Origin of the sequence: Methylobacterium pseudosasicola, assembly GCF_900114535.1 — a bacterium.
GTDB lineage: Bacteria > Pseudomonadota > Alphaproteobacteria > Rhizobiales > Beijerinckiaceae > Methylobacterium > Methylobacterium pseudosasicola.
The window spans coordinates 23,936-46,883 of record NZ_FOTK01000021.1 but is presented as its reverse complement, the minus strand read 5'-3'; the positions used below and the strand labels follow the sequence as shown (position 1 = coordinate 46,883).

The window sequence follows — 22,948 nt, the reverse complement described above, 5'->3', positions numbered from 1 at the left end:
CGATCCCTGCGGCTCATCTCCGGCAACTGACACGGGTTCTGAGGCACAGGCGCTGTTGCAGACCGTGACGGGTTCTCTTTCCCGGGCAGGCTACCGTGCTCACATTTCGCATTCGGCGACGTGCAACGCGCTCTCCTCCCCCTTGCGGGGAGGAGGTGGGGGTGGTGCAGACGGCACCGTGCCGTTCGATCCTGCACCACCCCCACCCCTGCCCCCTCCCCGCAAGGGGGAGGGGAAATGCGTGGTGTTTCATAGCCTCGCGACAGAACGATCTGGATGCGTGAATCCGCTCGCCCGCTCGCCCGCTCGGGAGAGGGGACCCGCGTGGCCTGTGGGCACTGATGGGACCGCGGCTACGATCGAACCCGGTGTGCCCGAAGGCTCTTCCTTGAGCGATGCTTGGAGCAGGCAACTGCGCGCCAACGAGCGGCCGCCGCGACGGCTATAGTTCTCATCCCCACCGTGTTCGCGGCCCGCATTATGGGCCGCTTCGCCTTTGAACACTTCAAATCGGCTCGATCGCGGCCCTGAAGCGTACAAGCGTAACGGTTACATGCTTTCGGCGCGCTTCTGCCATGCCGGATGGCCCATGCCGCGGCCGGAGTCCCTGCGGTAGGTGATCCGTCCTCCCAAGACGACCCCTTCGAGCCCGCTCGGCACCAGCTGCGGCGGGCTCTTTTTCGTTAAGCGGTTCGCCTTACGCCTTATGCGCGTCCGCGATCCGACGTTCCGCCCGCCGTCAACGGATGCTTTGACGGCACGCTGTGACCGCCCGCATGACAAGATTCCTGGCCCTCGTCGCGACCCTGATCGTGTGCGCGACCCCGTCGCTGGCCGAGGGCGATCGGCGGAATCTGGGCTGCGACGACCCGCGCACCACGGGCTCGCTGCCGATGGAGGTCCATGGTCCGGCAGCCCTGGGGACCGCCTCCCGCCGGGTCGAGGTGACGCCGCCGGAAGACAGCTGGCAGGAGCAGGCGCAGCAGAACGCCGAGCGCCGCCGGCGCGAGCAGGCCGAGGGATGCCCGGTCGACTGAGGGCCGGTCTTCACCCTATCCCGCGTGCGTTCTCGGGTCGTTTGCCACTCCACGTTGATCCGTCGAGCAATCCCCGGCACTCTGTGTTCGGCGGCGATCCGTGGTGCTCGCCACCGGGCACCGGACGACGAAGGGCTCTCTGACATGCGGCACTTGGCTCTCGGCGCCTTGATGGTGCTCTCGGTCTCGCCGGAGGCGCTGGCCCAGGACCTGCGCGACGTCCCGGTCCAGCGCGACCTCAAGCGGATGGACCGAATCGACAGGCGCCTCGGCCGCGACGGCATCCGGCCGATCGACCCGAACGTGACGCCGGACAATCCCGACGGCGTCGTCGGCTTCGACGGGCCGCCCTTCAACGATGGCGATCCCGGCGTCATCGACGGCGGCCCACTGCCGCCCGGCTCGCCGGCCGATAGCGACGACGACTGAGCCGTCTCTGGGCCGCATGCGTCGGGCCCGCTGTCTCGGAGGCCGCCTGCTCTAGGTAGAGGAGGCGCAGACGGCCATGCGCGATCAGGGGATCCACGATGGCACAGGACACACCGGACGCGGACCGCGCCGCCCGCGTGATCGCCGAGAACGTCTACGCCGCCTTCTGCCGGCAAGCGACCCTGCCGATTCGCCCGATGGAGGAGCAGACGATCCTGGCGCGGCTCGTCGAGGCGATCCGCCCCCAGATCGGCAACGGCGCCCCGGGCGCGATCGTCGAGGCGGCCAACGCCGCCCTGTCCGCGTGGGAGCAACGGGATCCCGAGGTGCGCGGGCCGCGCGTCGTCGCGGTCAATCCGATCGATGGCGCCGTGACCGTCGGGTAGAATGGGCGTTTCATGAATGAGGCGCCGACAGTGAAGCGGTTGGGGTCAGGGATGCAGCATGCGTAAGGGGCGGTCTAAATCTGGCTCGTCGCAGCGTCCGCTGCCCGAGAGCCTGACGCAGCATCTCTCGGATCCGAAGATCCGGGTCCTCAGGACGCCGGACGGCCGCAAGCGGCCCTCGCGCGCGGCCGGGACGGCCCGGAAGGTCGGCATCTCGGTGGTGACCCTCGCGGTGCTCGTGCTGGCCGGCGGCCACCTCGTGCACGCTTGGTAGGGGATCGGTCGCCGGGGCGGTTTTTTCGGGCTCGGGCCCTCTGCATCTCCGCCGGATCCCGAAGGCTTTGCTCAGCGCGCCGCATCGAGACCGTCACGGCGAAGGTCTACCTGAACCGCTCCGGCTCCCTATGTCAGCCGCAAGGAGCCGTTCAACCCATGATCATGATCATCATCTGCTTCCTCGCGCCATGGCTCGCCATGTTCCTGCGTGGGAAGGTTATCCAGGGCATTCTCTGCATCTTGCTCCACCTGACCCTCATCGGCTGGATCCCGGCGACGATCTGGGCCCTGGTCGTCACGCGTCGGGAAGCCGCCTGACCCGCCACCCGCGACGGAGAGGAGGTGTTGATGCCGGCCAAACTCACCAAGACGATCGTCGGGGCAGTCATCGCCGTCGCGCTCGCGGCGGCCGTCTCCTACGGCTTCATCAGCCAGCAGACGGCCGATCAGATCCAGACCAAGGCGAACCAGACCCTGCAGACCGACCAGACCGGGCCCAGCCCGGTACCGCAGCAGCCCCAGCCGGCCCCGGAGGCGAACCCGCAAGCCCCCGCTCCGTCACCGCAGCCCTCCGCGCCGCGCCCCTAGCGCCACAGGGCGGATCGGTCGCCGTCCCCCCTAACCCGCGAGCGGGATCACTGGAGAGAGCCGGGTCCCGGAGACATCGAGCGTCCCGCTTCGAGCAGGGCTCGAATCTTGGCCGTCGCATGCGCGAGGATGTCGGGACGCGCGTCGTCGTAGGACGTTTCGGTCAGGAAGCTCTGGAGGGCTTCCTCGATCCGGCCCTCAATCTCGTCCATCACGGTCAGGCCGTTGGGGCCTTCCCGGCGCAGATAGGCATCCGCGAGGGCCAGATAGGCCGCGCTCGCGAGCAGAAAGGCCACGCCATTGGCCTCTTGCGCCTGATCGGAGCCCGGCTCGGTATCGCCCGCCAGATCGTCCGAGAATTCATCGATCATCAATGCATGCTCTGCACGGAGCCCGTGCGGAGCATGTCTCAGTTACTGCGGCGCACACAGCTGCAAATACTGCGTAACGGCCTGACCATTCGGGTGATAATTCTATTCTAGATGAGGCAATTTCGCAGTAATGCGCCCCTCGGTTGTGTTCACGCCGGCCGCAAGACCGTTCGCCGCGCGCGTCGAGACGCGAGCCGGCATGGTGACCTACACGATCCCGCTGCCGTCATAAGGCCAGGGCCGATCCAGATGCGCCGCCACCGCCGCTGGTTCATCGCCGACCGCGCGCACCGCCGCGGTCACGGCTTCGACCGGCACCTGGAGCCGGCGTGCCCAGTAGGCCGCCGAACTCGGATCCTCGACATTCACGCGCTTGGGCTCTTGGGACAGATCGGACATGGGGCCTCCGGCTGGAGAACCGCCGGGAGCCCTGGCGGTTCAGTCGCGCCTGTCGCGACCGGTCGGTCCCGGCCGCGGGCGGCGCTCACCAGCCGCCGTAGAACCGGCGCGGGCCGTCATAGCCGCCGGGGCCGCGCTCATAGCCGCCGCCGTATCCGCCGCCATAACCGTATCCCGGGCGGCCGCCATAGGGTCCGCGCGGGCCGCCATAACCCCAGCCGCGATCGTTGGGTCGGCAATGGCCCCACGGGTTCGGATGGAAGCCCGGGCCGCAGCCGCCGGCGACGCGCTCGATCAGCCCGGCGCCGCCGGGCGGCCCGTAACCGAACGGCGCCGCGTTCGCCGCCGTGGCGCTGGCGAGCCCTGCCGCGAGCAATGCGGCCATCCCGAGGGTCTTGAAGCGCACCATGACACGACCTCCTGAAACCGTCGGTCCGCTTGGCCGGACCGGATGCCAGGAGACTAGAGCCGGTGTGCTGAACCCGTTCTGGTCGGACCGTTCATCAACCTGATGGTGAACCGGACACGCGCGGATCGCGGTGTGGTTTCGGCAGGACGCAGAAAAAGCGGCGGGGCTCGCACCCCGCCGCAAGGCGATTGGTCGTCTGGGCTTGGGCCTTACGAGCCCAGCAGCATGCTGGCGGACCCCAGGAAGGTCATCAGCAGGCCGCCGACGAAGGCCCCGATCATGGCGTACGAAAAGGCTTTCAGGGTCATGCGGGGATGCCTGATCCGCGGATCAGCACCGGTAGCCGCCGGTGGTCTGGCCGTACTGCTTCACGGGACGGGTCTGCTGGTCGGCATTGCCTTCCGCGGCCGAACTCATCGGGCAGCGGTCATAGATGGGCGCGTCATGGACGCCGAGCCCCAGCGCGCCGGTGGTCTCGACCTCATAGGGCGCGAAGCCGGTCCAGCGCGCACCGTTGGATGCCATGGCGGACGAGATCGGGGCGACGCCAAGGACAAGCGCGGTGACGGCGGCAGCGATACGGGTCTTCATGGATAAATCTCAGCTCCTGCAAACTACAGACCGGTCATTCGGGTCTGTTTCATCTTGTGCAAGACTAAGATGGTGCATCCCGTCCCGCCGTGACGTGCCACCCCGCACGCAGCGCGACGGATTAAAGGCCGGCCTGCATTTGCGTGAGGTGTCGCAAGAGCGCCGGGAGCGGACGAGCCAAAATCGGGAGGGACATGAACCCGGATCGGAAGTCCACGCGCTGCAGGCCCTGTCATCGTGTTTGCGGAGCGGCGTTGGCCCTTCGACCGGCGCAGGCCGACATCCCGGTGCGGTGAGGTGGACGGCGTTTCGGCACAGATCGATCGTCCCCGTAGATCGGGGCGACGGCTCGGCGTAGGCACTCGGAAAAGGCCAGTTGCGGAGGCTGGCCGCTAGGCTGGCGGAGACGGAGGGATTAGACCCCAAGCATCGCTTAACCGATTCTAGGATAAGCAAGCCCAGGCGATTGCACGGAATCGTGGTTCGAGATAGCGGTACGACTGCGGTACGAACCCCCTTCCGAGGACGCCCATCCAGTGCCCCGCAGAACCAACACCGGCGTGCGCTACCTCGCCGAGTACAAGGGCTACTACCGGGTCACGATGGCGGTCCCCCGGCAGCTCCAGGACCAGCTCGGCCAGCGCCTCGTCAAGGGGCTCGATACGCAATCCCTGCTCATCGCCAAGGCGCGGGCCCAGCCGGTCATCGCCGGGTTCAAGCGCCGGATCGAGGATGCCTGGACGGCGCGAGGCGGCAAGAAGCACAGCCTGCTCGCCGAGGCCCTGGAGGTCCGGAAGCTGTTGGAGGACGCAGACGAGGACATGGCGCACTTCCTCCTGCAGGGCGTGCGCGAACGCGCCGAGGAGCTGCTCAACAAGGGGGCACGGGACGAGGTCGTATGGGACCCGGACCTGGGACCCGAAAAGCGCCGCGTCCCCACCAAGGAGGCGATCGCGAATTCGGAGACGTTCAAGGGCGTCGTCGCCGGGCGGACACCGATCGCCTACTACCACGGCGACTTCATGCGGACGCTCAAGATCTCCGACAGGTCAAAGTTGGACGAACCCCGCGCCCTTGCCCTGTTCACCGACTGGCTGATGACCAGGGAGCGGCCGATCGATCTATTCATCGAGAACGTGACCCGTACCGTCGCCCTTAGCTACATGGACGACATGCCGGCGCACACCGGGCTCGCGTGGGGATCGAACGCCAAGTATTTCGGACGGCTCAAGTTCTACTGGGGTTGGCTAGCCCGGCGCGGATACGCGAAGGAAAGCCCCTTCCATGACCTGACGATCGCCAAGGAGAAGGTCCAGCACGACGAGGAGGAGCGGGCGTTCACGGACTCAGAGATCCAGCGGCTGTTCATGGGCGACCCGCCCGAGGGCCGGTCCATGCTCGACGTCATGATGGTGGCGGCCCTGACCGGGGCCCGGCTCGACGCGGTGATCGACCTGCGCGTCGGCGAGTGCGACGACGGCTGGTTCACGTTCAAGCCGCAGAAGAAGGAGAAGTCGTCCCGGGACGTGCCGATCCATCCGGACCTGCTGCCGATCGTGCGCAGGCGGATCGAGGGCAAGCGCCCCGACGACGACCTGTTCCCCGAGTGGCCGGCCCCCAAGGCGCCCTCGGTCAAGCCGCGCTCGTCCTATTTCTCGAAGCGGTTCACCAAGTACAGCCGGGACATCAAGGTACGGGACGAGCTGGAAGGCAAGCGGCGCAGCCTGATCAACTTCCACAGCTTTCGGCGGTGGTTCATCACGAAGATGGAACGCGCGGCCGTGCCGGGCGACCTCATCGCGGCCATCGTCGGCCACAAGCGGTCCGGGCTGACGCTCGGCCGCTACAGCGAGGGCCCGGACATGCGGGCCGCCATAGAGGCCGTCGGGAAGGTCCGGCTGCCCCCGCTCGACGGCAGCGTCGTGATCGAGGACCGGGGCCTGACCCCGCGCCGCAGGAGGCAGACGTGAAACGCTTGACCCGTTCGAATCCCGACCTGTCCGCCAAACCCTAGGGGCCCCGCAGGGGGCCCGCCCAGCCTCCTACGGATCCTCTCGCCATGACGACCTTCCTGACCGCCGACCAACATTTCGGGCATGCCCAGATCTCCAGGCTGTGCGGCCGCCCCTTCGACGACCGCGACCCCTCGCCCATGAACGAGGCCCTGATCGCCGCCTGGAACGCCAGGATCCGGCCGGGGGACGACGTCTGGCACGTGGGCGACTTCGCCATGCGGCTGAAGCCGGGTCCCCTGCGCGAGATCTTCGATCGCCTCCACGGCAACAAGCGGCTCATCCGGGGCAACCATGACCACCGCGACACCCAGGACCTTCCGTGGGCCGAGCCGCCTCGCGACCTGCTGGAGACGACCATCGAGGGGCAGCGGCTCGTCCTGTGCCATTACCCGATGAGGGCGTGGAGAGGCTCGATGTCGAGCACGATCCATGCCTATGGGCACGTGCACGGCCTGATGGAGCCGACGCGCCTGAGCCTGGACGTCGGCGTCGACGCGTGGCCCGGCCTGGAGCCGGCCAGCCTCGCCCAGGTCATCGCCCGAGTTGAGCGGTCCGAGCTGGAGCCGGAGGAGCAGCGGCTCGTCCGGGAGAGGCGGGAGAGGCGGGAGAGGCGGGAGAGGGCCTAGAGCAGGTCCTCGCCGCGATGGGCGCCCCAATCGGTCGGGCCGGCCTCCATGACTTGCGCCAAGAATCCGTCGACGTCGAAGTCCTCCCCCTCCGGGGCGGCCTCGGCCTCGGCCGCGGCCGCGGTCGGCCCGGATTCGCGCGGGGCCTCGCCGGCCGCCCCGGGCTCGCCTTGGGCCCTGGGCGGGGCCCCTCCATCCGGATACAGGGCCTCCAGCTCGGCGGCGCGCCGGCGCAGGTCGGCCGCCTTATCCCGGGCAATCGCCGGCAGGGCGTCCATGACGTGCGAGGGGACCGGCTTCGGCGGTACGTTCACGCGCTTGTCGGCGCTCGGCTTCAGCAGCCATTGCCCCACCCGCGGCTGCGGGATGTCCAGCTCCCTGGCGAGGGGCGTCTGCCAGCTGTGCTCCCCCCAGGCGAGCGTGCCGACGAGCTCGACCCGTTCCCGGCGGCGCTGGCGCTCGTTCTCGTCGATGTGCTCTCGCTTCGCCATGACCGCCTCCGGATGCGCAACACCCCGGGGGAGAGCCCCGGGGTGAATGATTGTATCACCTACCCTGCGAGAGTGAATGGGCTTATTCACTCACGGTACGGCGTCTGGTCCCTCCAGGCCCGGTAGCGGGCCGTCCTCGCATGGCGGTAGAGGAGCGCCGTCAGAGCGCGGGTCGCGCTGTGGGCACGATCGACGAGCCTTTCCGCCGAGAGCGTCAGGGCGCCCCCACGGCGGGTCGCGTCGAGGAGCGCCATGCCGCGGCAGACCCCAACCCGCTCGATCGCGTCGCAGATGCAGTCGAGCCCGATGTCGTCGACCATCGCGTGGGGATCCGTCAGGCGACGCTGGCTCAGGATGATGTGGACCACTGTGGGCAGGGCGTCCACGTCCTCCGCGGCCCGGATCCAGGCATCGTGCGAGAGCTCGAAACCGCACAGGCCGCCCAGCTTCGCCATGTCCCGGCACCCCACCGCGACCTGCGCCATGTGCCGGGACGCGTCGTGCATGGCCTCCGACTCCTCCCGGTCGAGCATGACGCCCTGGTCCTCGCGGACGATGCCGGGCCGCTCGGTGACGCCGGTGGCGATGTCGTTTACGTACGCGTCGATGTCGAACGCACCGACGCGGCGCGGCCGCGGCACCGCGTTGCGGGCCTCCATCGCCGCGAGCCGGGCCTTGAGCTCCGGCGTGACGACGGCCTGGGGGCGGACGATCTTCTTAGGCATGGCGCTGGATGCTCCCCCGCTTCGAGGGCGACGGGACGTCGAGCCGGCGCGCCTGGTTCCTGACGTTGTGCTCGTGGACGCCGTACTGGCGGGCCAGGTCGGAGAAGCTCCGGCACGCGAGCAGGTCGCTCCGGAGCGTCTCGTCGTCCGGCAGGAACCGCCGGATAGCCCGGCGCCCGTCGACACCGACCCTGTCGCTCTCCTCGGTGAGGAGCTTGCGGCGCACGCCCAGGCGCCGGGCGACGGCCGACAGGCCGGTGCCGTTCCGGGTCTCCCGGAACATCCTCTTGAGCACGGTGTCGGACTGCGGGATCTTCTCGAAGCCGTAGCGGAACCGGGTGCGGATCCCCAGGCGATCGGCGTGCGTCCGCACGCACGTCTTGGACAGGCCGAGCCGCTCGGCAGCGTCGGCGAACGATCGCGAATCTTGGATGACGCGCTTGAGGACGATGTCGTCGGGCGCCTTGCGCTCGGCCATGGCTGCTCTCCTGTGGTGGGGGATCCTCATGCGAGGGATGCCTGTCGGCCCTCGGCGGGCGGCCCCGGGCGGGGCGGCCGGCGAAGGGCCGGGGCGCGGGGCCCCGGCTTCCACGCTCAGTCCACGCCCTCCGCCAGGGCCTGCACGTCCGGGACGTACAGCCGGGCCTCTGTGACGCCCGTGTAGCCGTCGGCCATGGCCTTCGCGGCGACCTTCCGGGGGCAGTCGTGGATCACAACCGTCGCGTCGACCACAGTCGTCCAATTGGCCCTGGAGCCGCCCGACGTGACGGAGCCATCCAGGCGCACGATGCCCTCGCCGAGCTTGGCGCCCGAGTCCCTGCCGAAAGCCCTGGCGATGATGCGTCCGGCGACCTCGACGGGGGACTGCCAGCTGTCCTTCTCGATGTGGCACTGCAGCGACACCGTGTCCGGCTCGCCCTCGCCGTCGCCGCCGTAGGAGCGCACCAGCGCGGCCCTGACCAGGGCCTCGTTGCGGGCGTCGACGCGCCAGGCCGGCGCCTCCCAGCGGCCGCCCATGTCCTTGATGCGCGCGTTGAAGTTCGTGTTCGCGTGCGGGGTCCGGACGAGCAGGTCGGTGCCGGAGCGGGTGATCTGAATGGCCACGTGGCGTTCTCCTAGATCGTGCCCGCGAGGTCGGGCGGTTGGCAGGCCCCTCGACGGGCCGCCCCTGCGCCAGGGCGGCCGGTGGAGGGGCCGGGGCGAACCCCGGCCGGTCTCAGAAGATCGTGGGGAAGGCGATGACGCTCTCCGGCTCGGGCAGCTCGCGGAGCTCGGCGTTCTCAGCCTCGACGACAGCCAGGAGGGTATCGAGGAGGATCTCTGTCAGCGTCTGCTCGGGGAGGGTTTCGGTGGTCTGGGGCATCAGGTGTCTCCGTCCGTCTTGGTAAATGATTTAATTCACTTAGATGCGGGATGCAAGTAGGTGAATGAAATTATTTACCGTGCTGGCTGCGTCCGCGTGACGTCATGTCAGCCGCCGCGTGGGCGCCTCGGGAAGGGGATGACGGTCGAGTGCAGAAGCTCGACGTTCAGCCGTTTGCGGGGCCAGGGCTCCCGATTCTCGGCCTCCGACCTAGGGTCCCGGCTGTAGAGCTCGTCGATCCACCGATCCTCGACGGCTTGAGCGGAAAGCTCTGGCAGGCCGCTGGGGAACAGGTCCGACTGGGCCTCGGCCTTCGCCCTCGCTGCGGTGCGCTCCAGGGCGGCCTTTACGTCCGGGTCGGCCTCGAACTCGGCCCGCTGTGCCGGGGGCACGCTTCGGCGCAGCCGGTCGTCTTGGATGTGCCGTGCCCGGCGCGACAGGAGCGGGTCGGTGTAGGCCTGTTTCCGCCCGTCCCAGACTAGGCCTAGCGCCTCCAGCATCGGCCCGCTGGCCCGTCGCTCCCCCGTCAGGACCTCCCACATGAAACCGGGCGTGCAGCCCAGGCGATGGGCGTACTGCGCCGGCGTGCCGACTTCTGCCGTGGCCGACACGAGCATCTGGCGCAGGTCGTCCGGCGACAGCCGCCACGAGGATCGGTGCCCTTCGGCGCGCTGGCGGTCGATGATGCGCCTACGCGTCGGGTCCCAGAGATGCATGTCCGGGGGGATGGGCGGTCGGGCCATGGGGGTACTCCACGCGTAGAGGGGACGGTCAGCGGCCGCCGGGCTCGCAGGCGGCGGCGGTGAGGCCCAGGAACAGGCCGACGAATCCGGCACAGACGCAGACGGCCACGTCGCCGGGCGTGGACAGGTGGGCATGGGCCGCCAGGGCGACCGCGGGCGCGCCGCCGGCCGAGATGACGACGCGCAGCAGGAATCGCTCGATCACGGCCGACCTCCATCGATGGGTGTGTAGGTGCGGGGCATCTCGGCGAGGCCGAGGGCAGCCAGGACGCGCTCGCCCGGCGGCTGGTCCCCTCGCAGCACCTTCGAGACGTAGGACTGGCTGATCCCGTTGAGACGCGACCAGGGTCGCTGCCCTCCGGCGATCCGGACGGCGGCGGAGAGCACGACACGGACGTCCTCGTCCGTCAGTGGGCGCCGGCTCACGACCGGGCCTCCATCAGGGCGCGGCGGCCGGCCTCGTCGGTCGGCAGGCCATAACGGCGCGCGGCCACGCCGATCGTGCACGGCTCGCAGCCGAACGCCTTGGCGATCCTCGTGAGCGGGATGTCCGAGTGCGACAGCGCCAGCGCCAGCGCGTCGCGGGCCGGCGCCTTGCCCTTGAGCTCGCCCAGCCCGAGCCGGCGGCACCGGTACCGCACGCGGTGCACCTCGACGCCGTGCTTGCGGGCGATCGAGGCCAGCGTCTCGCCGGCCTCCAGGAGCTCGCGGAGGAGGGCGGGCGGGGCCCGGTACTCCCCGTCCCGCATGTACTGACCTTCGTCCATCCCCTCGTCCTCCGATCGCCGCGAGTCCTGTGCTGGCCTCGATGGTTCTCAGTATCGGTACTTGATTGAGGTACGCAAGGGGGAGATTATATGGATGGTGAATCCACGATGAGTCCCACCCAGGACTCGGGAGGCGGCGATGGCGGAGACGGCGACGGTGGTGATGCGGGCGGGGGCGATCCTCCGGCCGGTCCTCGTCTGGAGCGGGACGCGCACGCGCCTGGAAGACCGCCTCGTCGCCGGTTTTGCTGCCTACCCGAAGCGGCCGCACTACTTGGACGCGGCCCGGACGACGTGGCGGTCCGAGCACGACCTGCCCGTCGGCGTCATCGTCACGACGGGGCGCAGCATCCCCTGGGACGACGACACGTACCTCGTCACCGCCGACGGCCTGCAGCCCCTGACGCGCGAGCAGGCCTGGGACATGCTCGACCCGGCCGGCGCCGAGGACCGGGCCGCGCAGCGCGCCCACGACGCCGCGGCCGACGCGGCCGGCCTGCCCGCGACGCTGACCCGATTCGTCGGGGCGCACAGCCTCCAAAACGGGGTCCACCGGACCGTGACTTCCGCTTATTTCGCAGAGAGATGCACCGCGCGGCAGGCATTCATGCGGCGGGCCACCTGGGCGGAAGTGGCTGGCCTTGCTGGGTGATGCGCGCCTGCACGCTTTGTGGCTTGCAGGGCGGAGTGCTGGAATCCGGTTGAGGGGCCGGCGACACGGATCGGACCCCAACCGCACAGGGTCCCCCCATGAGCTTCCTCGCCCGCCTCGCCTCCATCCTCGCCCGGATCATGGGCGGCCTGCAGACCGCCGTCGGCTACGGACTGCAGGTCCCCGGCGCCGTGCTGAGGTCCATCTTCCCGAGCCCGGCGCTGACGCCCCGCGCGGTCGCCGACGACGCCGTTGCGCAGGACGACGTCACGGACCCGGACTTCGACTGGCAGAGCCCGACGTTCGGCCTGTTCGTCCAGCACGCGGCCGTGGCCCTGCGCGACGGCGGGGAGAAGGCCTTCGCCCGGCACGTCGGCCACATAAGCGAGCCCGTCGCTGGCTGGCTGCGCAGCCTCGCCCCGCAGGACCTGGCGGTGGCCGCCCGCATGCCGGTGCCGGACCTGACTCGGCACGTCGGCGCCCGGACCGTCTCGGAGGGCTCGCCCCTCCTGCCGTCGTACGTGACGTTCATCGAGAAGCGGGCCAAGGATTCGGCGCGCTCAACGGTCGATGTCGCGCTGCTGGCCGCGAAGGCCCGCACGTCGTTCCGGACCATGCAAGCCGAAGTGGCCGCGATGGCGGCGCGCGGCCCCCGCCCGATCTCCGGGCAGGAGTGGGACGACGGGCACGACCTCGGCGGACCGAAGCCGTCATTCCACTGAGCCATCCTCCGGGAAGCGAGAAGGGCCCGCCGGAATGACCGGCGGGCCCTTCTGCGTTTCGCGGTCCCCCGCGGGTCAGATGCCGCAGACGTCGCGGAGCGCGGCCGTCAGCTGGCGCTCCTGCGCCAGGGCGTGTCGCAGCGCCATGAGCTCGGCCTGGGATGCGGCGAGCCGCGCCTCGGCCTGGGCAGCCCGGTGCAGCGCGGCGCGCTGTGCCTGCCGGGCCTCCTGGAGCCGGATCGCGAGCTCCGAGACCGAGTCGACCGCCTGCTCGCGGCGGCCCCGGGCCTTCGCCGAGGCGATCTGCATGCCCAGCCCGATGGAGCTGCCGACGCTCGCCAGCGTGCCCGCCACGTGCAGCGTCGCCTCAGTGCCCCGGTTCATTGCCGTCTCCCTCGATCCGTGAGCCCAGGAGAATCCACCTGGGCCGGACGGTCAACGGGTGTCCCTCGGCAACGGTTAAGGCATCCCTGGACGGGCTGTGCGCCCATGTGCGCCCGACGTGCGCCCGATGTGCGCCCATCTGTAATTTTGTATTCATTCCGATAAGCGACTCTCGGGACTCGCGAAATCGGCCTGTTTTCGGAAAGTCCGGTACATGAGCCGGTACATCGTGGGTCCAAGACGTGGCCCGGCGGGTGTCCCGTATTGAATCAGGAAAGCCCGGCCGGAGATTTGCGAGATGCCGTTACTCGGCTGTGGAAAACCTGCGTTGCAACGCACTTCTACTTGCGTTGCAACGCAGTTCCAGGCGCTCGACTTTATCGTTGCAGAGTGAACCAGTAACGGTAGAGTAAATGGGGTTGATAGAATTCCTACGTAAAATGGACCCCTCCGCCCTGAACTACACGTGGGTGCCGGCGATCCCGAGCGCGATCATCGTCGCCTTGAGCGCGGCACCGGTGTTGACGAGGTCGAGGAGGTCGCCGGGCTTGAGCACGATCGCCCCCGCCCCGGACAAGACGGCGTGGTCCTGCCCGGGCGGGATCGAGAGCGTGGCGACCGTCGCGCCGTTCACGCGCAGTGCGAGCGTGACGTTCGACTTGGACGTGTTCCCCGGTTTGATGGTGCCCTCCGACCCGGACCAGGCGGGCGGGATCGACATGGGCGTGCCGAGACGCCTGGAAGCGATCCTGCCTCCGGCCGCCGTGTCCGGCGCCGCGTATTGGAAACGGTTTTCCAGCTCGACATGCGCGACCTCGATCCGGTCTCGGCCTGCCATGTCCCTCACTCCCCTATGCCGACCCGCGGAGTGGCAGCCCCGCCCGCCGGGGCCAGCCCGAGCTCGCGGCGCAGGTCGTCTCGCGCGGCGAGCAGGCCATGCCGGTAGGCAAGGTGCGCCCACGGCAGGATCCCCTCGGGCGGGTTCGTCTGCCACGCGGCGAGGTCCCGCTCGAACTCGTCGAGTTCCTGCCTCGCCGTGGCAGCCTGCCGGGCGGCGAGGCGCTCCTGTGCCCGTCTCATGGATCGCTCCTCGGTAATGGAGGGGCTCCGATTGAGGCCCCTAGTCCTTCCGGTCCGCCTTCGGGATGCCGAGCTTGTCGCGCAGCTCGTCCCGGCGCTTGACGAAGCTGGCGAGGTCGAGGGCGAGCAGCTCGGGGCGGACGCCCTCCGGCGGCTTGGATCGGATGTTGCGGACGGTCTCCTCCCAGACGCGCAGCTCGGCGCGCAGTCCGGATTCGACGAAGATCTCGTGGGCGGTGCGGGTGGTCATGTCAGTGCTTCCTTCTCTTGCAGGTTTCCCGGAGGATGTCGGTGATGCCGTCCCGGCGTGGCCGGGGACGCTCGGCGGCAGCCAGCGCGCCGACCAGAACGACGGCTAGAACGAGCACGAAGGCCGCGCCCCAGATGACAAGGTCTTGGGCGAGCTCAGCCATGGCGCTTGCTCCAGGCGATGCCCTTGCCGACCGCGACGCCGATCGGCAGGGACGCGACTGTCCAGAGGGCGATGATCTCGGTCACGGTCATGGACGGCCTCGCTGCGGGCGGTGCGTGGCCAGCAGGGCGATGCCCACCGCTGCCGTGAGCAACATGCCCCACGGGACGGTGACAATGAGCAGGAGGGCTAGGCCGGGCGGGATCACCATGTCAGCGCCCCGGCAGGCTCAGGCTCAGGCTCAGGCTCGGGGGCGGCGACGGCGCCGAGGGACTCGTGCCGGACGGCGAGACGCTCCTCGATCGCGGCGATGCGGTCCTCGACGGCGCGGGCCCACGAGGGCGACGACGCGTACCGGACGGTGTCGCGGTCAGCTTCCCAGGCATCCAGGCGCGCGACGAGCTCGGCCGTCGTGAGCCTGTCCATGTACTCGTCGCGCGGGAGCGGGAGGCTAGGCACGCCGCACCTGGACGAACTCTACGCGCCGCTCGATCCCGATGGCGGCCAGGATCGCGGGCCCTGCCTTGCGGCGGCCGTGGACGACGTCGCCGACGTGGATGGCGCTCACGCCCGCCATGCGCGCGAAGGCACGGTGGGACCCTGCCGCGGCGACGTGGCGGAGGAAGATCGCGTGTACGGCGGAGTAGTCCATGGCCCTGCCGGGATCCCGGTTGCCGCGAATCCTGAACGCTCGCGGGTAGCCAAGAAGCTAGCAAGCTTTCACGCGTATTACAGCGCAATGTACATGCCGATTTCAGAGTTGACGCGACGGCTCCTCGTAGCGGTCCGTATCGGATGTCTACAGGCGTGTCGGAACAGCGCTCCACGTTGCCCGGATGCCACATGTACATGTGTGCAAGCCCGACATGTACATGGCCCAGAATGCGGGGATGTTTCCGGGCCGCCCCTATGCTCTCCCAGGAACTACAGGCGAACGGCTCAGGCGGCCTCGGCGACGGACGCGGCGGGATCCGGAGGGGCGCCGAGGCGGAGGCGCTCGCGGACGGCCTCGCGGGCCACGGCGGGCTCCATACCCCCGGCCTGCAGCCGCTCGCGGGCGAGGCGGATGACCTCGACGAGGGGCAGGGCGGGATCCCGGCGGCCGGTCGCCTCGCGGGCCTCCACATGCAGCCGGACCAGGGCGCGGACCACGGCGGCGTCCACCGCGGCGACGTCGGCCTCGGCCTCCAATGTCGACAGGCGACCGGCGCGGGCGTCACGCCACCGCTTGTTTCTGGCGCGGCCGCGCTCCAGGCGGACGGCGTAGCGGGCCTGGGACTCGGCCGAGCAGACCTTCTTCCGGCGGGGCTTGGCCATGGGAGTGGATCCAACTGAGTTGCAACGCTCGCAGCATCGGATGCTGGGATGCAAGGATCAAAGGACGGGACGGCGAAGCCCAGAAACACGGAAGCCCCCGCGGTAGTCCGCAGGGGCCTCTCTACGTGTGGTGCACGTCCCAGCCGCGCTGGCCAGTGCCGAGATTATAGCGGGCCACCATGCCCGCCACAAGGGCTGAGAGGGTTGGGTTCACCGGCCAGATGCCAGACGGTAGGCCTCGGCGGCGGCCTTCACATCCAGAGGGGCGACGGCAACCCGGCGGGCAAAGGAATGGGCCGCGGAGACCCGGGATCCCCGGCGACGGTCTCGGGTAGCCTCGCGGTGGAGATCGGCTTGTACGGCGGCGAAACGGGCGTCCGTGGCGGCATTCAGGCCGGACGTCAGCGGCGTGCGGTAGCCGCCCTCGGGCACGAGGTCCGGGGCGTCGAGGGGCATGTCCTCGCGGACCTCGTAGGCCATGCAGCCTGTGCCGACCTTGAGGATAGTCCAATGCGCCGTGCTCGACCGGTACTCGGCGAAGAAGGGGGTGTACCGCCGGACCAGAACCGGCTCGTCGGCAGGGGCGGTAGTGGGGTCGGCCGCGACAGCTGCGAGGGTTTCTGGGGCAGGTGGGGCGGAGCCCCCGATATAGCGTCCCGAAAACCGAACCTGTCGAATCCCGGACTTCCGGGCCGGAGCGGTCCGGGGCTCGGGGGCGGCGGCGACCGTCTCGACCGTTGCCTCGGCCGGTGTCGCGGCCGCGAGCTTCATCGCCTCGATCGCCCACGTCCTGCCGCGGCCGGACAGGTTCATGACAGCCGCGACAGCCTCCGCCTTGGACTTGCCCTCGGCCTGCAGCGTGAGGCCCTGACGGCCGGCAAGGAGCTTGGCGTCGGCCCGGGCCGCGTGCGGGACGGCGCCGTCGCGGACCCGCTTCTCGGCCTTGCGCTGGATCGCCGGGATCGCGTGGCCCTTGCCGGGACGGACGATGCCGAGACCGGCGCCGTCCGCCTCCTCGACCGTGACCCCGAGAGCGTCCGCGATCTTCGCGCCGCTGTAGTGGAACAGGGGGTTCCACGTCAGCTTCCCGTGCTCGACGGTCTCGCCGGCCTCGCGGCGCTTCTGGCGCCGGCCGAGACTGCCGAGGCAGTCGAGGGCCTCGGCGACGCTCAAGCCGGCGAGCGGGGCCAGCAGCTCGGCCCACGTCGACGGGTCGCCGCCCTTGGTCTGGGCGTAGCAGTTGGCCGTGAGGAACACCCACAAATGCCTCTGCCCTACGGCGATGCGGCCGCGGTGCTCGCGCAGCCTGAGCAGGTCGGCGAGCTTCCGGTCCCAGGCGGCCATCTTGCCAGCGTGGGGATTGGCGCTGCGGGTGCGCTTGGGCTTCGGCTGCCTGGGGGCCTCGGTCGGAGCCCTTTCGGCCTTCTCGGCCAACCGCTGCCGGTAGGCCACGTTCGTCAGGGGCAGGACCGCATCGGCGATCAAGTCGACCCGGTGGCTCTGGATGTCCTCGATGAAGGCGGGCCACAGCCTGCGGCACAGGCGGCTGGCCTTGCTGTTCCAGGTTCCCCACATCCTCAGGACGCGAGAGGGATCCCGGGTCTGCCTGTCGAGGCCGGCATCCCGGAACACGCGCCACATCGGGGCGAGCCGGGATTCCTGGGCGTCGCGGTCCGGGTCTTCGAGGCTCCGCGCCGGGACCGATCCGTCGGGATTCAGGGTCGGGCCGTACAGCTCGTCCATGATGCGCTGGACCTTCGTGGCCGCCTTGCCGGGCAGGGCCTCGCACAGCCACACCGCGTGCAAGCCCCGCCCGGAGTCGGTCCAGTACGAAGGTGCGGGCAGGCCTGCCTCAAGGATCGCCGCGAGGATGATTGCCATCAGCGCCGCGGGGTTCATTCCGCGGTATGGCAGGGCGTTTCCCTGGGCGTCCTCGCCGTAGGGGTCGAACTCCAGCCACAGGTGCCCGACGCTGGCCAGCGCCGAGCCGAGGCGGCGGCGCTGGAACCGGTTCATCGAGACGAAGTCCTCGTACCGGACCGAGGCCTGAACGAGCCGATCTCTCGCCCGGTACGACCGTTCCTTGTAGGGTCCGCGCTTCGAGGCCAGGACATAGGCCCCGTCGGAGCCATGCGGGTGGATGAGCCGCACGTGCCGCATCATCTCGCGCTCGCACTCATGCTGGCTGGGGTAGTCGCGCGCGACCTCAGCGGTACGCGGCTGGCTGCCGGGCCGGATGGCGGTCAGGAATGCGGGGACGACGGGCTTGCGGGCTTGCATGGTCCTGTGCGCGGCTTGAGACATGCGCGGGCACCACTCCGCGCGTCGAGCCATCAGGCTAGCCGGGACGCCTGCAATCTCCAAACGGGCTCCGGCTCGGCGGATTACCGAGGCCGCTTATGTTCGGAGGAGGCTCAAGGCGGGGGGCCTGCCGACCCCAGACTGTCCGGACAGGACGAGCTATGATCCGTCGCCGGAGCTGCGAGCGCTGGATCGAGCATCTCCGGCCACCGCGTCCGCGAAGACGTCCTCGTCGACGTTGCCCCCCGTACCAATCACCGCCACCGTCTTGCCCGCTAAACTCGAACCCTTGGTGATGGCGGCCGCCAAGGCTGCGGCCCCGCCTGGTTCGAGGACAAGCTTTAGGAAGCGGAAAGCCACCGCCATGGCTTCTTGGGCTTCCGCATCCGTGACCGTCAGTCCCGTCGCACCTAGCCCGCGCAGAACGGCGAGCGGGCGAGCACCTGCGATCGGCCCCGCGATCCCGTCCATGATTGTCGTGGGCGAACTCGGCTTCGGTTGAGGAAAGCCGCAGGCGAGGGATCTGGCCATCTTGTCGAGCCCGGCTGGTTCGACGACGTGGCAGGCGAGATCGGGGAAGCGGGCTTTCATTGCGGTGGCCGCACCGGATGCGAGTCCGCCTCCGCTGCAGCAAACCAGTAACGCGTCCGGACATGCGTCGAGCCGGACCAGCTCCTCGGCAAATTCCAGCCCGGCCGTCCCTTGCCCGGCCATCACCTCGAAGTCATCGAAGGGCGGGACAAGTTCGAGGCCACGCGGCTCGGCGATCGCGCGGGCGACCTCCTCGCGGTCCTGGGAAGTGGGGTCGTAAAAGACCGTTTCGGCGCCCCACCACCGACAGTTGTCGACTTTTATCGTCGGTGCGGTGACTGGCAATACAATGACCGCCGGGCAGCCGACCTCGCGCGCAGCCGCCGCGACCGCATGGCCATGGTTTCCCGCGGAATAAGTGATGATGCCCCGACGGCGTACCTCGGGGTCCATGGCGAGGATCTTGTTCAAGGCACCCCGAAACTTGAACGAGCCCGTTCTCTGCAACGACTCGGCTTTCACGAAGACGCGACATTTGGCCAGCTCGTCCAGCATGGGCGAGCTGAGCACCGGCGTGCGGATGACGCGTCCCGCGATTCTTCGAGACGCGGCCTCGATCTCAGCCAATCCGAACTCAGTCGCCATGATACCCTCACCCCTTCTCCGACATGCGCCCGGCTTCAGATCATTTCGAAAATCGCCTCGACCTCGACGCAGGCCCCCCGCGGCAGGCATAGGACTCCTACGGCCGCACGGGCGTGATCTCCGCGCTCGCCAAGCGCTAAGCGGAAGATTTCCGACGCACCGTCGATGACGCGTGGCTGCTGCGTGAAGTCCGGGCTGCACCTGACGTAGCCGTTGACCTTGACCGCCCGGACCCGCCCGAAATCGCTGTCGCAGGCCAAGCCGAGGTTGGCGAGCAGGTTGAGGGCGCAGACAGCCGCCGCCTGTTTCCCGTCCTCCAGCGACAGGCTGGCGCCCACCGTGCCCGGAAACAGCAACTCGCCGTCTCGCATTGGGGTGGCCCCGGCTAGGAACACGAGGGATCCCGCCCGGGTGAAGGGGACGTACACGCCGTTGGGGGGATTGGGCTGCGGCAACCTCAACCCGGCGGCTTCCAAGCGTTCGACGACACTGGTCATGGGTCCCTCTCGACAGATCGGCGGTGGCTCGGTCTAAAATGCTGTGCCCGCGGACCGGTGCTGGCTAGGCGCTCGTCCGCCAATCGGACAGGCCCATGAGGTCCAGGGTCGACGCCCCCTGCGCAAGCCGTTCCATCATCGCCGCCTCCTTTGCCGCCCGGGCCTCGCCGGCCGTAAGCACCCGCTCCGCCTCCGTGGTCGGTAGGATGATGACGCCATCGTCGTCCGCGACCACGAGGTCGCCGGGAGCTACCGCCACGCCGGTGATGAGCTGCGGCTTGCCGATCGAGGGCGCGCTTGCCTTGATCGTGCCACGCACCGAGATGCCTCGGGCGAAGACCGGGAAGCGGCGTGCGGCGAGCGCGGCGATGTCGCGAGCGCCGCCGTCGATGACGAGGCCGACGATTCCGGCGACCTCGGCCGCCACGGTGAGCACCTCGCCCCAGTACCCGGCGACGAAGTCGCCGGTGGACACGACGAGTACGCTGCCCCGCGGGGCCCGTTCCAGGCCGATGTGGATCGCGAGGTTGTCGCCAGGAGAGCAGGTCAACGGGTAGGCTGGCGCGGCAATGCTGGCCCCGGGCCATACGGGCCGGACGAGGGGGTCGACGGAGCAGGGCAGGCCTGACGCCTCGTAGAGGGTCGAGCTGCCGAGCGCGCGGGCCCGGGCGGCGAAGTTCGCCGGGAACGCGGAGAAGGCCGGATCGGACATCAAGCCTTCCTCGACTGCAGGGAGTGGTAGTCTAGCGCCTCGCGCGCGGCCTTCAGGCTCTTGCCGCCCTCGATCTCGCGCCGAATCTTGTTTTCGACGCCCTCGATCTCACGAGCGAGCTCAGCCACCTCACGGGCGCGGGCTCGGGGCACGACCAGCGCCCCGTTAGCGTCGGCCACGACGATGTCGCGGGGACTGACGCGGGCCTGACCCACGGAGACGGTGACGTTCACCGCCTCGACCTGCACTCGGTCCTTGCCGGTGCGCATGAAGCGCCCGCGGGTGAACATCGGGTAGCGGTCGGCGAGGGCCTTCGCCACGTCGCGGCAGACGCCGTCGATGAGCGTGCCGGCGAACCCTCGGCCCCCGGCATACTGGGTCATGATATCGCCCCAGACCGTGCAGTCTGTGCGCCCATCGTTGTCGATGACGACGAAGTCGCCCTCGGCCACGTCATCGATGAAGTCGCCGACCGTGCCGGGCGGGGTGGTCGCCGATACGTACTTCACCGTGAACGCCGGCCCGACGACCGTCTTCGTGTAGTCGGCGAGGGGGGTGATGCCGAAGCAGTGGCCGGGCAGGCCGAGCTTGTCCATCGCATCGGAGACGCCGGGCGTGTCGAGACCCTCGAACAGCGCCACCAGGGTCTTATCGTCGTCCGCCATCATGCCTTCTCCGCCTGGATCGCCTCGAACTGCTTGTCGTGCATGACCTCCTCGACCGAGCGGCTGGCTCGGACCGCCTCGACCATTCCTTCCTGGCGGCGCGCTATGCGATCGGCAAGGTCGAGGACCTCCGCGATGCGCTCGGCCGGCACGAAGACGGCACCGCAACGATCGGCAATGACGTAGTCGTCCTGGCGCACGGTCACGCCGGCCATCCTGACGGGCTCGCCGGAGGAAACTTGCACCACCCGATTGCGGGCGCTGATCATGGTCACGCCGCGGCCGTAGACCGGGTAGCCGATGCCCTCGCTGCCCTCGATGTCCCGGCTCAGGCCGTCGATGACCGAGCCGCGGATGCCCTTCGCCTTCGCGGCGTTGGCGAGGATGTCGCCCCAACAAGAAATGCCCTCGACGCCGCCAGCGATGACGAGGACGCGGTCGCCCGTCTCGATGCGGGCGATGACCGGGGAGATCAGGTGGACGGTAGGCGCGGATCCCTGCTTAAGCCCGAGCTGGATGGTGCTGGCCCGGCCAACGACCTTCGGGCAGTTCCATAGCGGCCGCAGGCCGTAGGTGGCGCCGGGCAGCCCGAGGAAGTCGAGCGCATCCGAGACGGTGTTGGTGTCCTGGCTGGCAAGCCGGTCGAGGTGGGTTGCGTCAGGCATGGAGTCTCGCAAACGCTGTGTGGATGATCTCTTCACAGCTTCGCTTCGATCGGTAAAATACGAAAACAGGATGCCTGTGATAGGTTGAACGGATCGCCGCGATGATCAATTTTCGGCTCGTTCGGCACCTCTGGCTGTTTCTGGCCGTAGCTGAGGAGAAGCACTTCGGGCGTGCGGCGAAGCGGCTGGGCATGTCGCAGCCACCTCTGACCGAGCAGATCCAAGCCTTGGAACAGGCCCTGCGGGTCAGGCTATTCGATCGGAATCGGCGCGGCGCGAAGCTGACCCCCGCGGGGGCGGCGATCCTGCCGGCGGTACGCAAGTTCGCCGAGCAGCTGGAACGCTTGGAACTGGCTGTCCGCGAGGCAGTCGATGGGCAATCGGGGACGCTGACGATCGGAGCCATCAACGCGGCGATCGTGAACGAGTTGCCGCCGCTCGTTGCGCGGCTGCGCGCTGTCCACCCACAGCTCACGATCTACGTGAGGGAGATAGACAGCGTCGAGGCCGTTCCAGCGTTGGAAGCTGGCGACATAGATATTGCTTTCGCGCGGGTCGATGGCGAACTCGGACCATGGGTCCGTAGCTTGCCCGTTGCGGAGGATAGACTTGCCGTCGCGCTACCGCGGGGGCACAGGCTCGCGGAAACGGCAGAGGTATCATTGCGCGCGCTGGCGCAAGAGGACTTCACCATGGCATCACGTAGGGGAAGTCCGATCTACTTCGATCACATCGTCGCTGCCTGCCGAACGCACGGCTTCTCGCCGCGCATCCTTCACGAGGTCCGTTCCGTGACCTCCCAGATCGCATTCGTCGGCTGCGGTCAGGGGATCGCCTTGATACCGTCGAGCTTCGAGCAACTTGCCGCGGCGACGGTCATCGTTCGCCCGCTTGTGGAGGATATCAACGTCGTGTCGACCGCGATCGTTTGGTCTTCAGCGAGGCACAATCCATTGATAGACTTCATCATCGAGACCGCACAGCCTCTCGGCAGCCGAAAAGACATGACTATGCCGCGCGTTGTATCGTGATCCGCGCAGCAGGTTCTCGTCTATTGTCGGATGATCGGTCGTCGGCCGTTCCTACGTGCTGAGCAGCTTTCGCGGCACTCTATGCCGGCCTCGTCCGCGTTAAGATCGCTGGATCCTT

General features: G+C 68.9%; 38 protein-coding genes. 11 read left to right on the top strand and 27 right to left on the bottom strand.

The features are described from left to right. Positions 1 to 776 precede the first annotated feature (776 nt). The 6 genes from BM228_RS19565 to BM228_RS19540 all read left to right on the top strand — a co-directional run bounded on the left by BM228_RS19565 (position 777) and on the right by BM228_RS19540 (position 2,716). A complete protein-coding gene (locus BM228_RS19565; protein WP_092043239.1) occupies positions 777 to 1,037 on the top strand; it encodes a hypothetical protein in 261 nt (86 codons plus the stop codon). Between the two features lie 144 nt (positions 1,038 to 1,181). Continuing rightward, on the top strand, positions 1,182 to 1,466 hold the full coding sequence (locus tag BM228_RS19560) for a hypothetical protein (RefSeq protein ID WP_167367778.1): 285 nt from the start codon (positions 1,182 to 1,184) through the stop codon (positions 1,464 to 1,466). A gap of 98 nt (positions 1,467 to 1,564) precedes the next feature. Beyond that, positions 1,565 to 1,852: a hypothetical protein gene (locus BM228_RS19555; RefSeq protein ID WP_092043237.1), complete on the top strand. Its 288-nt coding sequence runs from the start codon at positions 1,565 to 1,567 to the stop codon at positions 1,850 to 1,852. 58 nt (positions 1,853 to 1,910) lie between these two features. After that, the gene (locus BM228_RS19550) at positions 1,911 to 2,126 is read left to right on the top strand and encodes a hypothetical protein (protein ID WP_092043236.1); all 216 of its coding nucleotides are present in this window, start codon (positions 1,911 to 1,913) and stop codon (positions 2,124 to 2,126) included. A 158-nt stretch (positions 2,127 to 2,284) separates the two neighbouring features. Further along, entirely contained in the window at positions 2,285 to 2,446 is a 162-nt protein-coding gene (locus tag BM228_RS19545) for a YqaE/Pmp3 family membrane protein (RefSeq protein ID WP_092043234.1), read from the top strand. A 30-nt stretch (positions 2,447 to 2,476) separates the two neighbouring features. Further along, complete coding sequence (locus BM228_RS19540; protein ID WP_092043233.1) at positions 2,477 to 2,716, top strand: hypothetical protein; 240 nt, start codon at positions 2,477 to 2,479, stop codon at positions 2,714 to 2,716. Between the two features lie 47 nt (positions 2,717 to 2,763). On the opposite strand, the gene BM228_RS19535 is transcribed toward BM228_RS19540, so the two are convergent. From BM228_RS19535 to BM228_RS19520, 4 genes are all read right to left on the bottom strand, one after another. Then, the gene (locus tag BM228_RS19535; protein WP_092043336.1) at positions 2,764 to 3,087 is read right to left on the bottom strand and encodes a hypothetical protein; all 324 of its coding nucleotides are present in this window, start codon (positions 3,085 to 3,087) and stop codon (positions 2,764 to 2,766) included. Between the two features lie 207 nt (positions 3,088 to 3,294). After that, the gene (locus BM228_RS19530; RefSeq protein WP_092043231.1) at positions 3,295 to 3,486 is read right to left on the bottom strand and encodes a DUF3606 domain-containing protein; all 192 of its coding nucleotides are present in this window, start codon (positions 3,484 to 3,486) and stop codon (positions 3,295 to 3,297) included. Between the two features lie 85 nt (positions 3,487 to 3,571). Continuing rightward, positions 3,572 to 3,895 (bottom strand): GCG_CRPN prefix-to-repeats domain-containing protein, encoded by a 324-nt coding sequence (locus tag BM228_RS19525; protein ID WP_092043230.1) that lies wholly within the window; start codon positions 3,893 to 3,895, stop codon positions 3,572 to 3,574. Positions 3,896 to 4,225: 330 nt separating this feature from the next. Then, positions 4,226 to 4,486, bottom strand: a complete 261-nt coding sequence (locus tag BM228_RS19520) for a hypothetical protein (protein ID WP_092043228.1) — start codon at positions 4,484 to 4,486, stop codon at positions 4,226 to 4,228. A 536-nt stretch (positions 4,487 to 5,022) separates the two neighbouring features. Between BM228_RS19520 and BM228_RS19515 the strand changes: the two genes are divergently transcribed. Together BM228_RS19515 and BM228_RS19510 are read left to right on the top strand one after the other, a co-directional pair. After that, a complete protein-coding gene (locus BM228_RS19515) occupies positions 5,023 to 6,456 on the top strand; it encodes a tyrosine-type recombinase/integrase (RefSeq protein ID WP_092043226.1) in 1,434 nt (477 codons plus the stop codon). Between the two features lie 89 nt (positions 6,457 to 6,545). Further along, on the top strand, positions 6,546 to 7,127 hold the full coding sequence (locus BM228_RS19510) for a metallophosphoesterase family protein (RefSeq protein WP_092043225.1): 582 nt from the start codon (positions 6,546 to 6,548) through the stop codon (positions 7,125 to 7,127). Here the strand turns inward: BM228_RS19510 and BM228_RS19505 are convergent. From BM228_RS19505 to BM228_RS19475, 9 genes are all read right to left on the bottom strand, one after another. Then, positions 7,124 to 7,618: a hypothetical protein gene (locus BM228_RS19505; RefSeq protein WP_092043223.1), complete on the bottom strand. Its 495-nt coding sequence runs from the start codon at positions 7,616 to 7,618 to the stop codon at positions 7,124 to 7,126. The genes BM228_RS19510 and BM228_RS19505 overlap by 4 nt on opposite strands. A gap of 86 nt (positions 7,619 to 7,704) precedes the next feature. Beyond that, positions 7,705 to 8,343: a hypothetical protein gene (locus tag BM228_RS19500; protein ID WP_092043221.1), complete on the bottom strand. Its 639-nt coding sequence runs from the start codon at positions 8,341 to 8,343 to the stop codon at positions 7,705 to 7,707. Then, entirely contained in the window at positions 8,336 to 8,821 is a 486-nt protein-coding gene (locus BM228_RS19495) for a hypothetical protein (RefSeq protein WP_092043220.1), read from the bottom strand. The genes BM228_RS19500 and BM228_RS19495 overlap by 8 nt, the downstream gene beginning before the upstream one ends. Positions 8,822 to 8,937: 116 nt before the next feature. Further along, positions 8,938 to 9,447, bottom strand: coding sequence for a hypothetical protein (locus tag BM228_RS19490; RefSeq protein ID WP_092043218.1), 510 nt, complete (start codon positions 9,445 to 9,447; stop codon positions 8,938 to 8,940). Between the two features lie 112 nt (positions 9,448 to 9,559). Beyond that, complete coding sequence (locus BM228_RS34755; protein ID WP_167367777.1) at positions 9,560 to 9,706, bottom strand: hypothetical protein; 147 nt, start codon at positions 9,704 to 9,706, stop codon at positions 9,560 to 9,562. A gap of 107 nt (positions 9,707 to 9,813) precedes the next feature. Continuing rightward, a complete protein-coding gene (locus tag BM228_RS19485) occupies positions 9,814 to 10,449 on the bottom strand; it encodes a hypothetical protein (protein WP_092043216.1) in 636 nt (211 codons plus the stop codon). A gap of 28 nt (positions 10,450 to 10,477) precedes the next feature. Further along, positions 10,478 to 10,654, bottom strand: a complete 177-nt coding sequence (locus tag BM228_RS34750; protein WP_167367776.1) for a hypothetical protein — start codon at positions 10,652 to 10,654, stop codon at positions 10,478 to 10,480. After that, positions 10,651 to 10,875 carry a hypothetical protein gene (locus BM228_RS19480; RefSeq protein WP_092043215.1) on the bottom strand — a complete coding sequence of 75 codons (225 nt, stop codon included), beginning with the start codon at positions 10,873 to 10,875 and terminating at the stop codon, positions 10,651 to 10,653. The genes BM228_RS34750 and BM228_RS19480 overlap by 4 nt, the downstream gene beginning before the upstream one ends. After that, positions 10,872 to 11,216 (bottom strand): hypothetical protein, encoded by a 345-nt coding sequence (locus BM228_RS19475; RefSeq protein ID WP_244537220.1) that lies wholly within the window; start codon positions 11,214 to 11,216, stop codon positions 10,872 to 10,874. The genes BM228_RS19480 and BM228_RS19475 overlap by 4 nt, the downstream gene beginning before the upstream one ends. Positions 11,217 to 11,355: 139 nt before the next feature. Here BM228_RS19475 and BM228_RS19470 point away from each other — a divergent pair, with 139 nt between their 5' ends. Together BM228_RS19470 and BM228_RS19465 are read left to right on the top strand one after the other, a co-directional pair. Then, a complete protein-coding gene (locus tag BM228_RS19470; RefSeq protein WP_092043213.1) occupies positions 11,356 to 11,868 on the top strand; it encodes a hypothetical protein in 513 nt (170 codons plus the stop codon). A 98-nt stretch (positions 11,869 to 11,966) separates the two neighbouring features. Further along, the gene (locus BM228_RS19465) at positions 11,967 to 12,590 is read left to right on the top strand and encodes a hypothetical protein (protein ID WP_092043211.1); all 624 of its coding nucleotides are present in this window, start codon (positions 11,967 to 11,969) and stop codon (positions 12,588 to 12,590) included. A 75-nt stretch (positions 12,591 to 12,665) separates the two neighbouring features. On the opposite strand, the gene BM228_RS19460 is transcribed toward BM228_RS19465, so the two are convergent. The 14 genes from BM228_RS19460 to BM228_RS19400 form a co-directional block, all read right to left on the bottom strand. Continuing rightward, a complete protein-coding gene (locus BM228_RS19460; protein WP_092043210.1) occupies positions 12,666 to 12,974 on the bottom strand; it encodes a hypothetical protein in 309 nt (102 codons plus the stop codon). 460 nt (positions 12,975 to 13,434) lie between these two features. Next, positions 13,435 to 13,812 (bottom strand): hypothetical protein, encoded by a 378-nt coding sequence (locus BM228_RS19455; protein ID WP_092043208.1) that lies wholly within the window; start codon positions 13,810 to 13,812, stop codon positions 13,435 to 13,437. Positions 13,813 to 13,817: 5 nt separating this feature from the next. Further along, positions 13,818 to 14,054: a hypothetical protein gene (locus tag BM228_RS19450; protein ID WP_092043206.1), complete on the bottom strand. Its 237-nt coding sequence runs from the start codon at positions 14,052 to 14,054 to the stop codon at positions 13,818 to 13,820. Positions 14,055 to 14,094: 40 nt separating this feature from the next. Continuing rightward, a complete protein-coding gene (locus BM228_RS19445) occupies positions 14,095 to 14,304 on the bottom strand; it encodes a hypothetical protein (protein WP_092043205.1) in 210 nt (69 codons plus the stop codon). A gap of 1 nt (position 14,305) precedes the next feature. After that, positions 14,306 to 14,467: a hypothetical protein gene (locus tag BM228_RS34745; RefSeq protein WP_167367775.1), complete on the bottom strand. Its 162-nt coding sequence runs from the start codon at positions 14,465 to 14,467 to the stop codon at positions 14,306 to 14,308. 203 nt (positions 14,468 to 14,670) lie between these two features. Next, entirely contained in the window at positions 14,671 to 14,892 is a 222-nt protein-coding gene (locus tag BM228_RS19440) for a hypothetical protein (protein WP_139234128.1), read from the bottom strand. 25 nt (positions 14,893 to 14,917) lie between these two features. After that, complete coding sequence (locus BM228_RS19435) at positions 14,918 to 15,118, bottom strand: hypothetical protein (RefSeq protein WP_092043203.1); 201 nt, start codon at positions 15,116 to 15,118, stop codon at positions 14,918 to 14,920. Between the two features lie 287 nt (positions 15,119 to 15,405). Continuing rightward, the gene (locus tag BM228_RS34740; protein ID WP_092043201.1) at positions 15,406 to 15,783 is read right to left on the bottom strand and encodes a hypothetical protein; all 378 of its coding nucleotides are present in this window, start codon (positions 15,781 to 15,783) and stop codon (positions 15,406 to 15,408) included. Between the two features lie 210 nt (positions 15,784 to 15,993). Further along, a complete protein-coding gene (locus tag BM228_RS19425; RefSeq protein WP_139234126.1) occupies positions 15,994 to 18,087 on the bottom strand; it encodes a hypothetical protein in 2,094 nt (697 codons plus the stop codon). Between the two features lie 156 nt (positions 18,088 to 18,243). Further along, on the bottom strand, positions 18,244 to 19,260 hold the full coding sequence (locus BM228_RS19420; protein WP_092043198.1) for a threonine ammonia-lyase: 1,017 nt from the start codon (positions 19,258 to 19,260) through the stop codon (positions 18,244 to 18,246). Between the two features lie 35 nt (positions 19,261 to 19,295). Beyond that, on the bottom strand, positions 19,296 to 19,757 hold the full coding sequence (locus tag BM228_RS19415; RefSeq protein WP_092043196.1) for a RidA family protein: 462 nt from the start codon (positions 19,755 to 19,757) through the stop codon (positions 19,296 to 19,298). A 64-nt stretch (positions 19,758 to 19,821) separates the two neighbouring features. Continuing rightward, positions 19,822 to 20,469, bottom strand: a complete 648-nt coding sequence (locus BM228_RS19410; protein WP_092043195.1) for an RraA family protein — start codon at positions 20,467 to 20,469, stop codon at positions 19,822 to 19,824. Continuing rightward, positions 20,469 to 21,137, bottom strand: coding sequence for an RraA family protein (locus BM228_RS19405; protein WP_244537219.1), 669 nt, complete (start codon positions 21,135 to 21,137; stop codon positions 20,469 to 20,471). Before BM228_RS19405 ends, BM228_RS19410 begins: the two co-directional genes overlap by 1 nt. Next, positions 21,134 to 21,799, bottom strand: a complete 666-nt coding sequence (locus tag BM228_RS19400) for an RraA family protein (protein ID WP_092043192.1) — start codon at positions 21,797 to 21,799, stop codon at positions 21,134 to 21,136. The genes BM228_RS19405 and BM228_RS19400 overlap by 4 nt, the downstream gene beginning before the upstream one ends. 101 nt (positions 21,800 to 21,900) lie before the next feature. Here BM228_RS19400 and BM228_RS19395 point away from each other — a divergent pair, with 101 nt between their 5' ends. Then, positions 21,901 to 22,830: a LysR substrate-binding domain-containing protein gene (locus tag BM228_RS19395; RefSeq protein ID WP_092043190.1), complete on the top strand. Its 930-nt coding sequence runs from the start codon at positions 21,901 to 21,903 to the stop codon at positions 22,828 to 22,830. The last annotated feature ends 118 nt before the right edge of the window (positions 22,831 to 22,948 follow it).

What these genes read in the sequence shown, in the direction of transcription:
- BM228_RS19525 (WP_092043230.1), bottom strand. Translation starts at nt 3,895, where the DNA reads ATGGTGCGCTTCAAGACCCTCGGGATGGCCGCATTGCTCGCGGCAGGG.
- BM228_RS19470 (WP_092043213.1), top strand. Translation starts at nt 11,356, where the DNA reads ATGGCGGAGACGGCGACGGTGGTGATGCGGGCGGGGGCGATCCTCCGG.
- BM228_RS19510 (WP_092043225.1), top strand. Translation starts at nt 6,546, where the DNA reads ATGACGACCTTCCTGACCGCCGACCAACATTTCGGGCATGCCCAGATC.
- BM228_RS19435 (WP_092043203.1), bottom strand. Translation starts at nt 15,118, where the DNA reads ATGGACTACTCCGCCGTACACGCGATCTTCCTCCGCCACGTCGCCGCG.
- BM228_RS19565 (WP_092043239.1), top strand. Translation starts at nt 777, where the DNA reads ATGACAAGATTCCTGGCCCTCGTCGCGACCCTGATCGTGTGCGCGACC.
- BM228_RS19550 (WP_092043236.1), top strand. Translation starts at nt 1,911, where the DNA reads ATGCGTAAGGGGCGGTCTAAATCTGGCTCGTCGCAGCGTCCGCTGCCC.
- BM228_RS19450 (WP_092043206.1), bottom strand. Translation starts at nt 14,054, where the DNA reads ATGAGACGGGCACAGGAGCGCCTCGCCGCCCGGCAGGCTGCCACGGCG.
- BM228_RS19415 (WP_092043196.1), bottom strand. Translation starts at nt 19,757, where the DNA reads ATGACCAGTGTCGTCGAACGCTTGGAAGCCGCCGGGTTGAGGTTGCCG.
- BM228_RS19475 (WP_244537220.1), bottom strand. Translation starts at nt 11,216, where the DNA reads ATGGACGAAGGTCAGTACATGCGGGACGGGGAGTACCGGGCCCCGCCC.
- BM228_RS19530 (WP_092043231.1), bottom strand. Translation starts at nt 3,486, where the DNA reads ATGTCCGATCTGTCCCAAGAGCCCAAGCGCGTGAATGTCGAGGATCCG.
- BM228_RS19560 (WP_167367778.1), top strand. Translation starts at nt 1,182, where the DNA reads ATGCGGCACTTGGCTCTCGGCGCCTTGATGGTGCTCTCGGTCTCGCCG.
- BM228_RS19545 (WP_092043234.1), top strand. Translation starts at nt 2,285, where the DNA reads ATGATCATGATCATCATCTGCTTCCTCGCGCCATGGCTCGCCATGTTC.
- BM228_RS19410 (WP_092043195.1), bottom strand. Translation starts at nt 20,469, where the DNA reads ATGTCCGATCCGGCCTTCTCCGCGTTCCCGGCGAACTTCGCCGCCCGG.
- BM228_RS19505 (WP_092043223.1), bottom strand. Translation starts at nt 7,618, where the DNA reads ATGGCGAAGCGAGAGCACATCGACGAGAACGAGCGCCAGCGCCGCCGG.
- BM228_RS34755 (WP_167367777.1), bottom strand. Translation starts at nt 9,706, where the DNA reads ATGCCCCAGACCACCGAAACCCTCCCCGAGCAGACGCTGACAGAGATC.
- BM228_RS19540 (WP_092043233.1), top strand. Translation starts at nt 2,477, where the DNA reads ATGCCGGCCAAACTCACCAAGACGATCGTCGGGGCAGTCATCGCCGTC.
- BM228_RS19425 (WP_139234126.1), bottom strand. Translation starts at nt 18,087, where the DNA reads ATGTCTCAAGCCGCGCACAGGACCATGCAAGCCCGCAAGCCCGTCGTC.
- BM228_RS19445 (WP_092043205.1), bottom strand. Translation starts at nt 14,304, where the DNA reads ATGACCACCCGCACCGCCCACGAGATCTTCGTCGAATCCGGACTGCGC.
- BM228_RS19495 (WP_092043220.1), bottom strand. Translation starts at nt 8,821, where the DNA reads ATGGCCGAGCGCAAGGCGCCCGACGACATCGTCCTCAAGCGCGTCATC.
- BM228_RS19440 (WP_139234128.1), bottom strand. Translation starts at nt 14,892, where the DNA reads ATGGACAGGCTCACGACGGCCGAGCTCGTCGCGCGCCTGGATGCCTGG.
- BM228_RS19395 (WP_092043190.1), top strand. Translation starts at nt 21,901, where the DNA reads ATGATCAATTTTCGGCTCGTTCGGCACCTCTGGCTGTTTCTGGCCGTA.
- BM228_RS19500 (WP_092043221.1), bottom strand. Translation starts at nt 8,343, where the DNA reads ATGCCTAAGAAGATCGTCCGCCCCCAGGCCGTCGTCACGCCGGAGCTC.
- BM228_RS19465 (WP_092043211.1), top strand. Translation starts at nt 11,967, where the DNA reads ATGAGCTTCCTCGCCCGCCTCGCCTCCATCCTCGCCCGGATCATGGGC.
- BM228_RS34740 (WP_092043201.1), bottom strand. Translation starts at nt 15,783, where the DNA reads ATGGCCAAGCCCCGCCGGAAGAAGGTCTGCTCGGCCGAGTCCCAGGCC.
- BM228_RS19420 (WP_092043198.1), bottom strand. Translation starts at nt 19,260, where the DNA reads ATGGCGACTGAGTTCGGATTGGCTGAGATCGAGGCCGCGTCTCGAAGA.
- BM228_RS19535 (WP_092043336.1), bottom strand. Translation starts at nt 3,087, where the DNA reads ATGATCGATGAATTCTCGGACGATCTGGCGGGCGATACCGAGCCGGGC.
- BM228_RS19485 (WP_092043216.1), bottom strand. Translation starts at nt 10,449, where the DNA reads ATGGCCCGACCGCCCATCCCCCCGGACATGCATCTCTGGGACCCGACG.
- BM228_RS19460 (WP_092043210.1), bottom strand. Translation starts at nt 12,974, where the DNA reads ATGAACCGGGGCACTGAGGCGACGCTGCACGTGGCGGGCACGCTGGCG.
- BM228_RS19405 (WP_244537219.1), bottom strand. Translation starts at nt 21,137, where the DNA reads ATGATGGCGGACGACGATAAGACCCTGGTGGCGCTGTTCGAGGGTCTC.
- BM228_RS19520 (WP_092043228.1), bottom strand. Translation starts at nt 4,486, where the DNA reads ATGAAGACCCGTATCGCTGCCGCCGTCACCGCGCTTGTCCTTGGCGTC.
- BM228_RS34745 (WP_167367775.1), bottom strand. Translation starts at nt 14,467, where the DNA reads ATGGCTGAGCTCGCCCAAGACCTTGTCATCTGGGGCGCGGCCTTCGTG.
- BM228_RS19455 (WP_092043208.1), bottom strand. Translation starts at nt 13,812, where the DNA reads ATGGCAGGCCGAGACCGGATCGAGGTCGCGCATGTCGAGCTGGAAAAC.
- BM228_RS19555 (WP_092043237.1), top strand. Translation starts at nt 1,565, where the DNA reads ATGGCACAGGACACACCGGACGCGGACCGCGCCGCCCGCGTGATCGCC.
- BM228_RS19400 (WP_092043192.1), bottom strand. Translation starts at nt 21,799, where the DNA reads ATGCCTGACGCAACCCACCTCGACCGGCTTGCCAGCCAGGACACCAAC.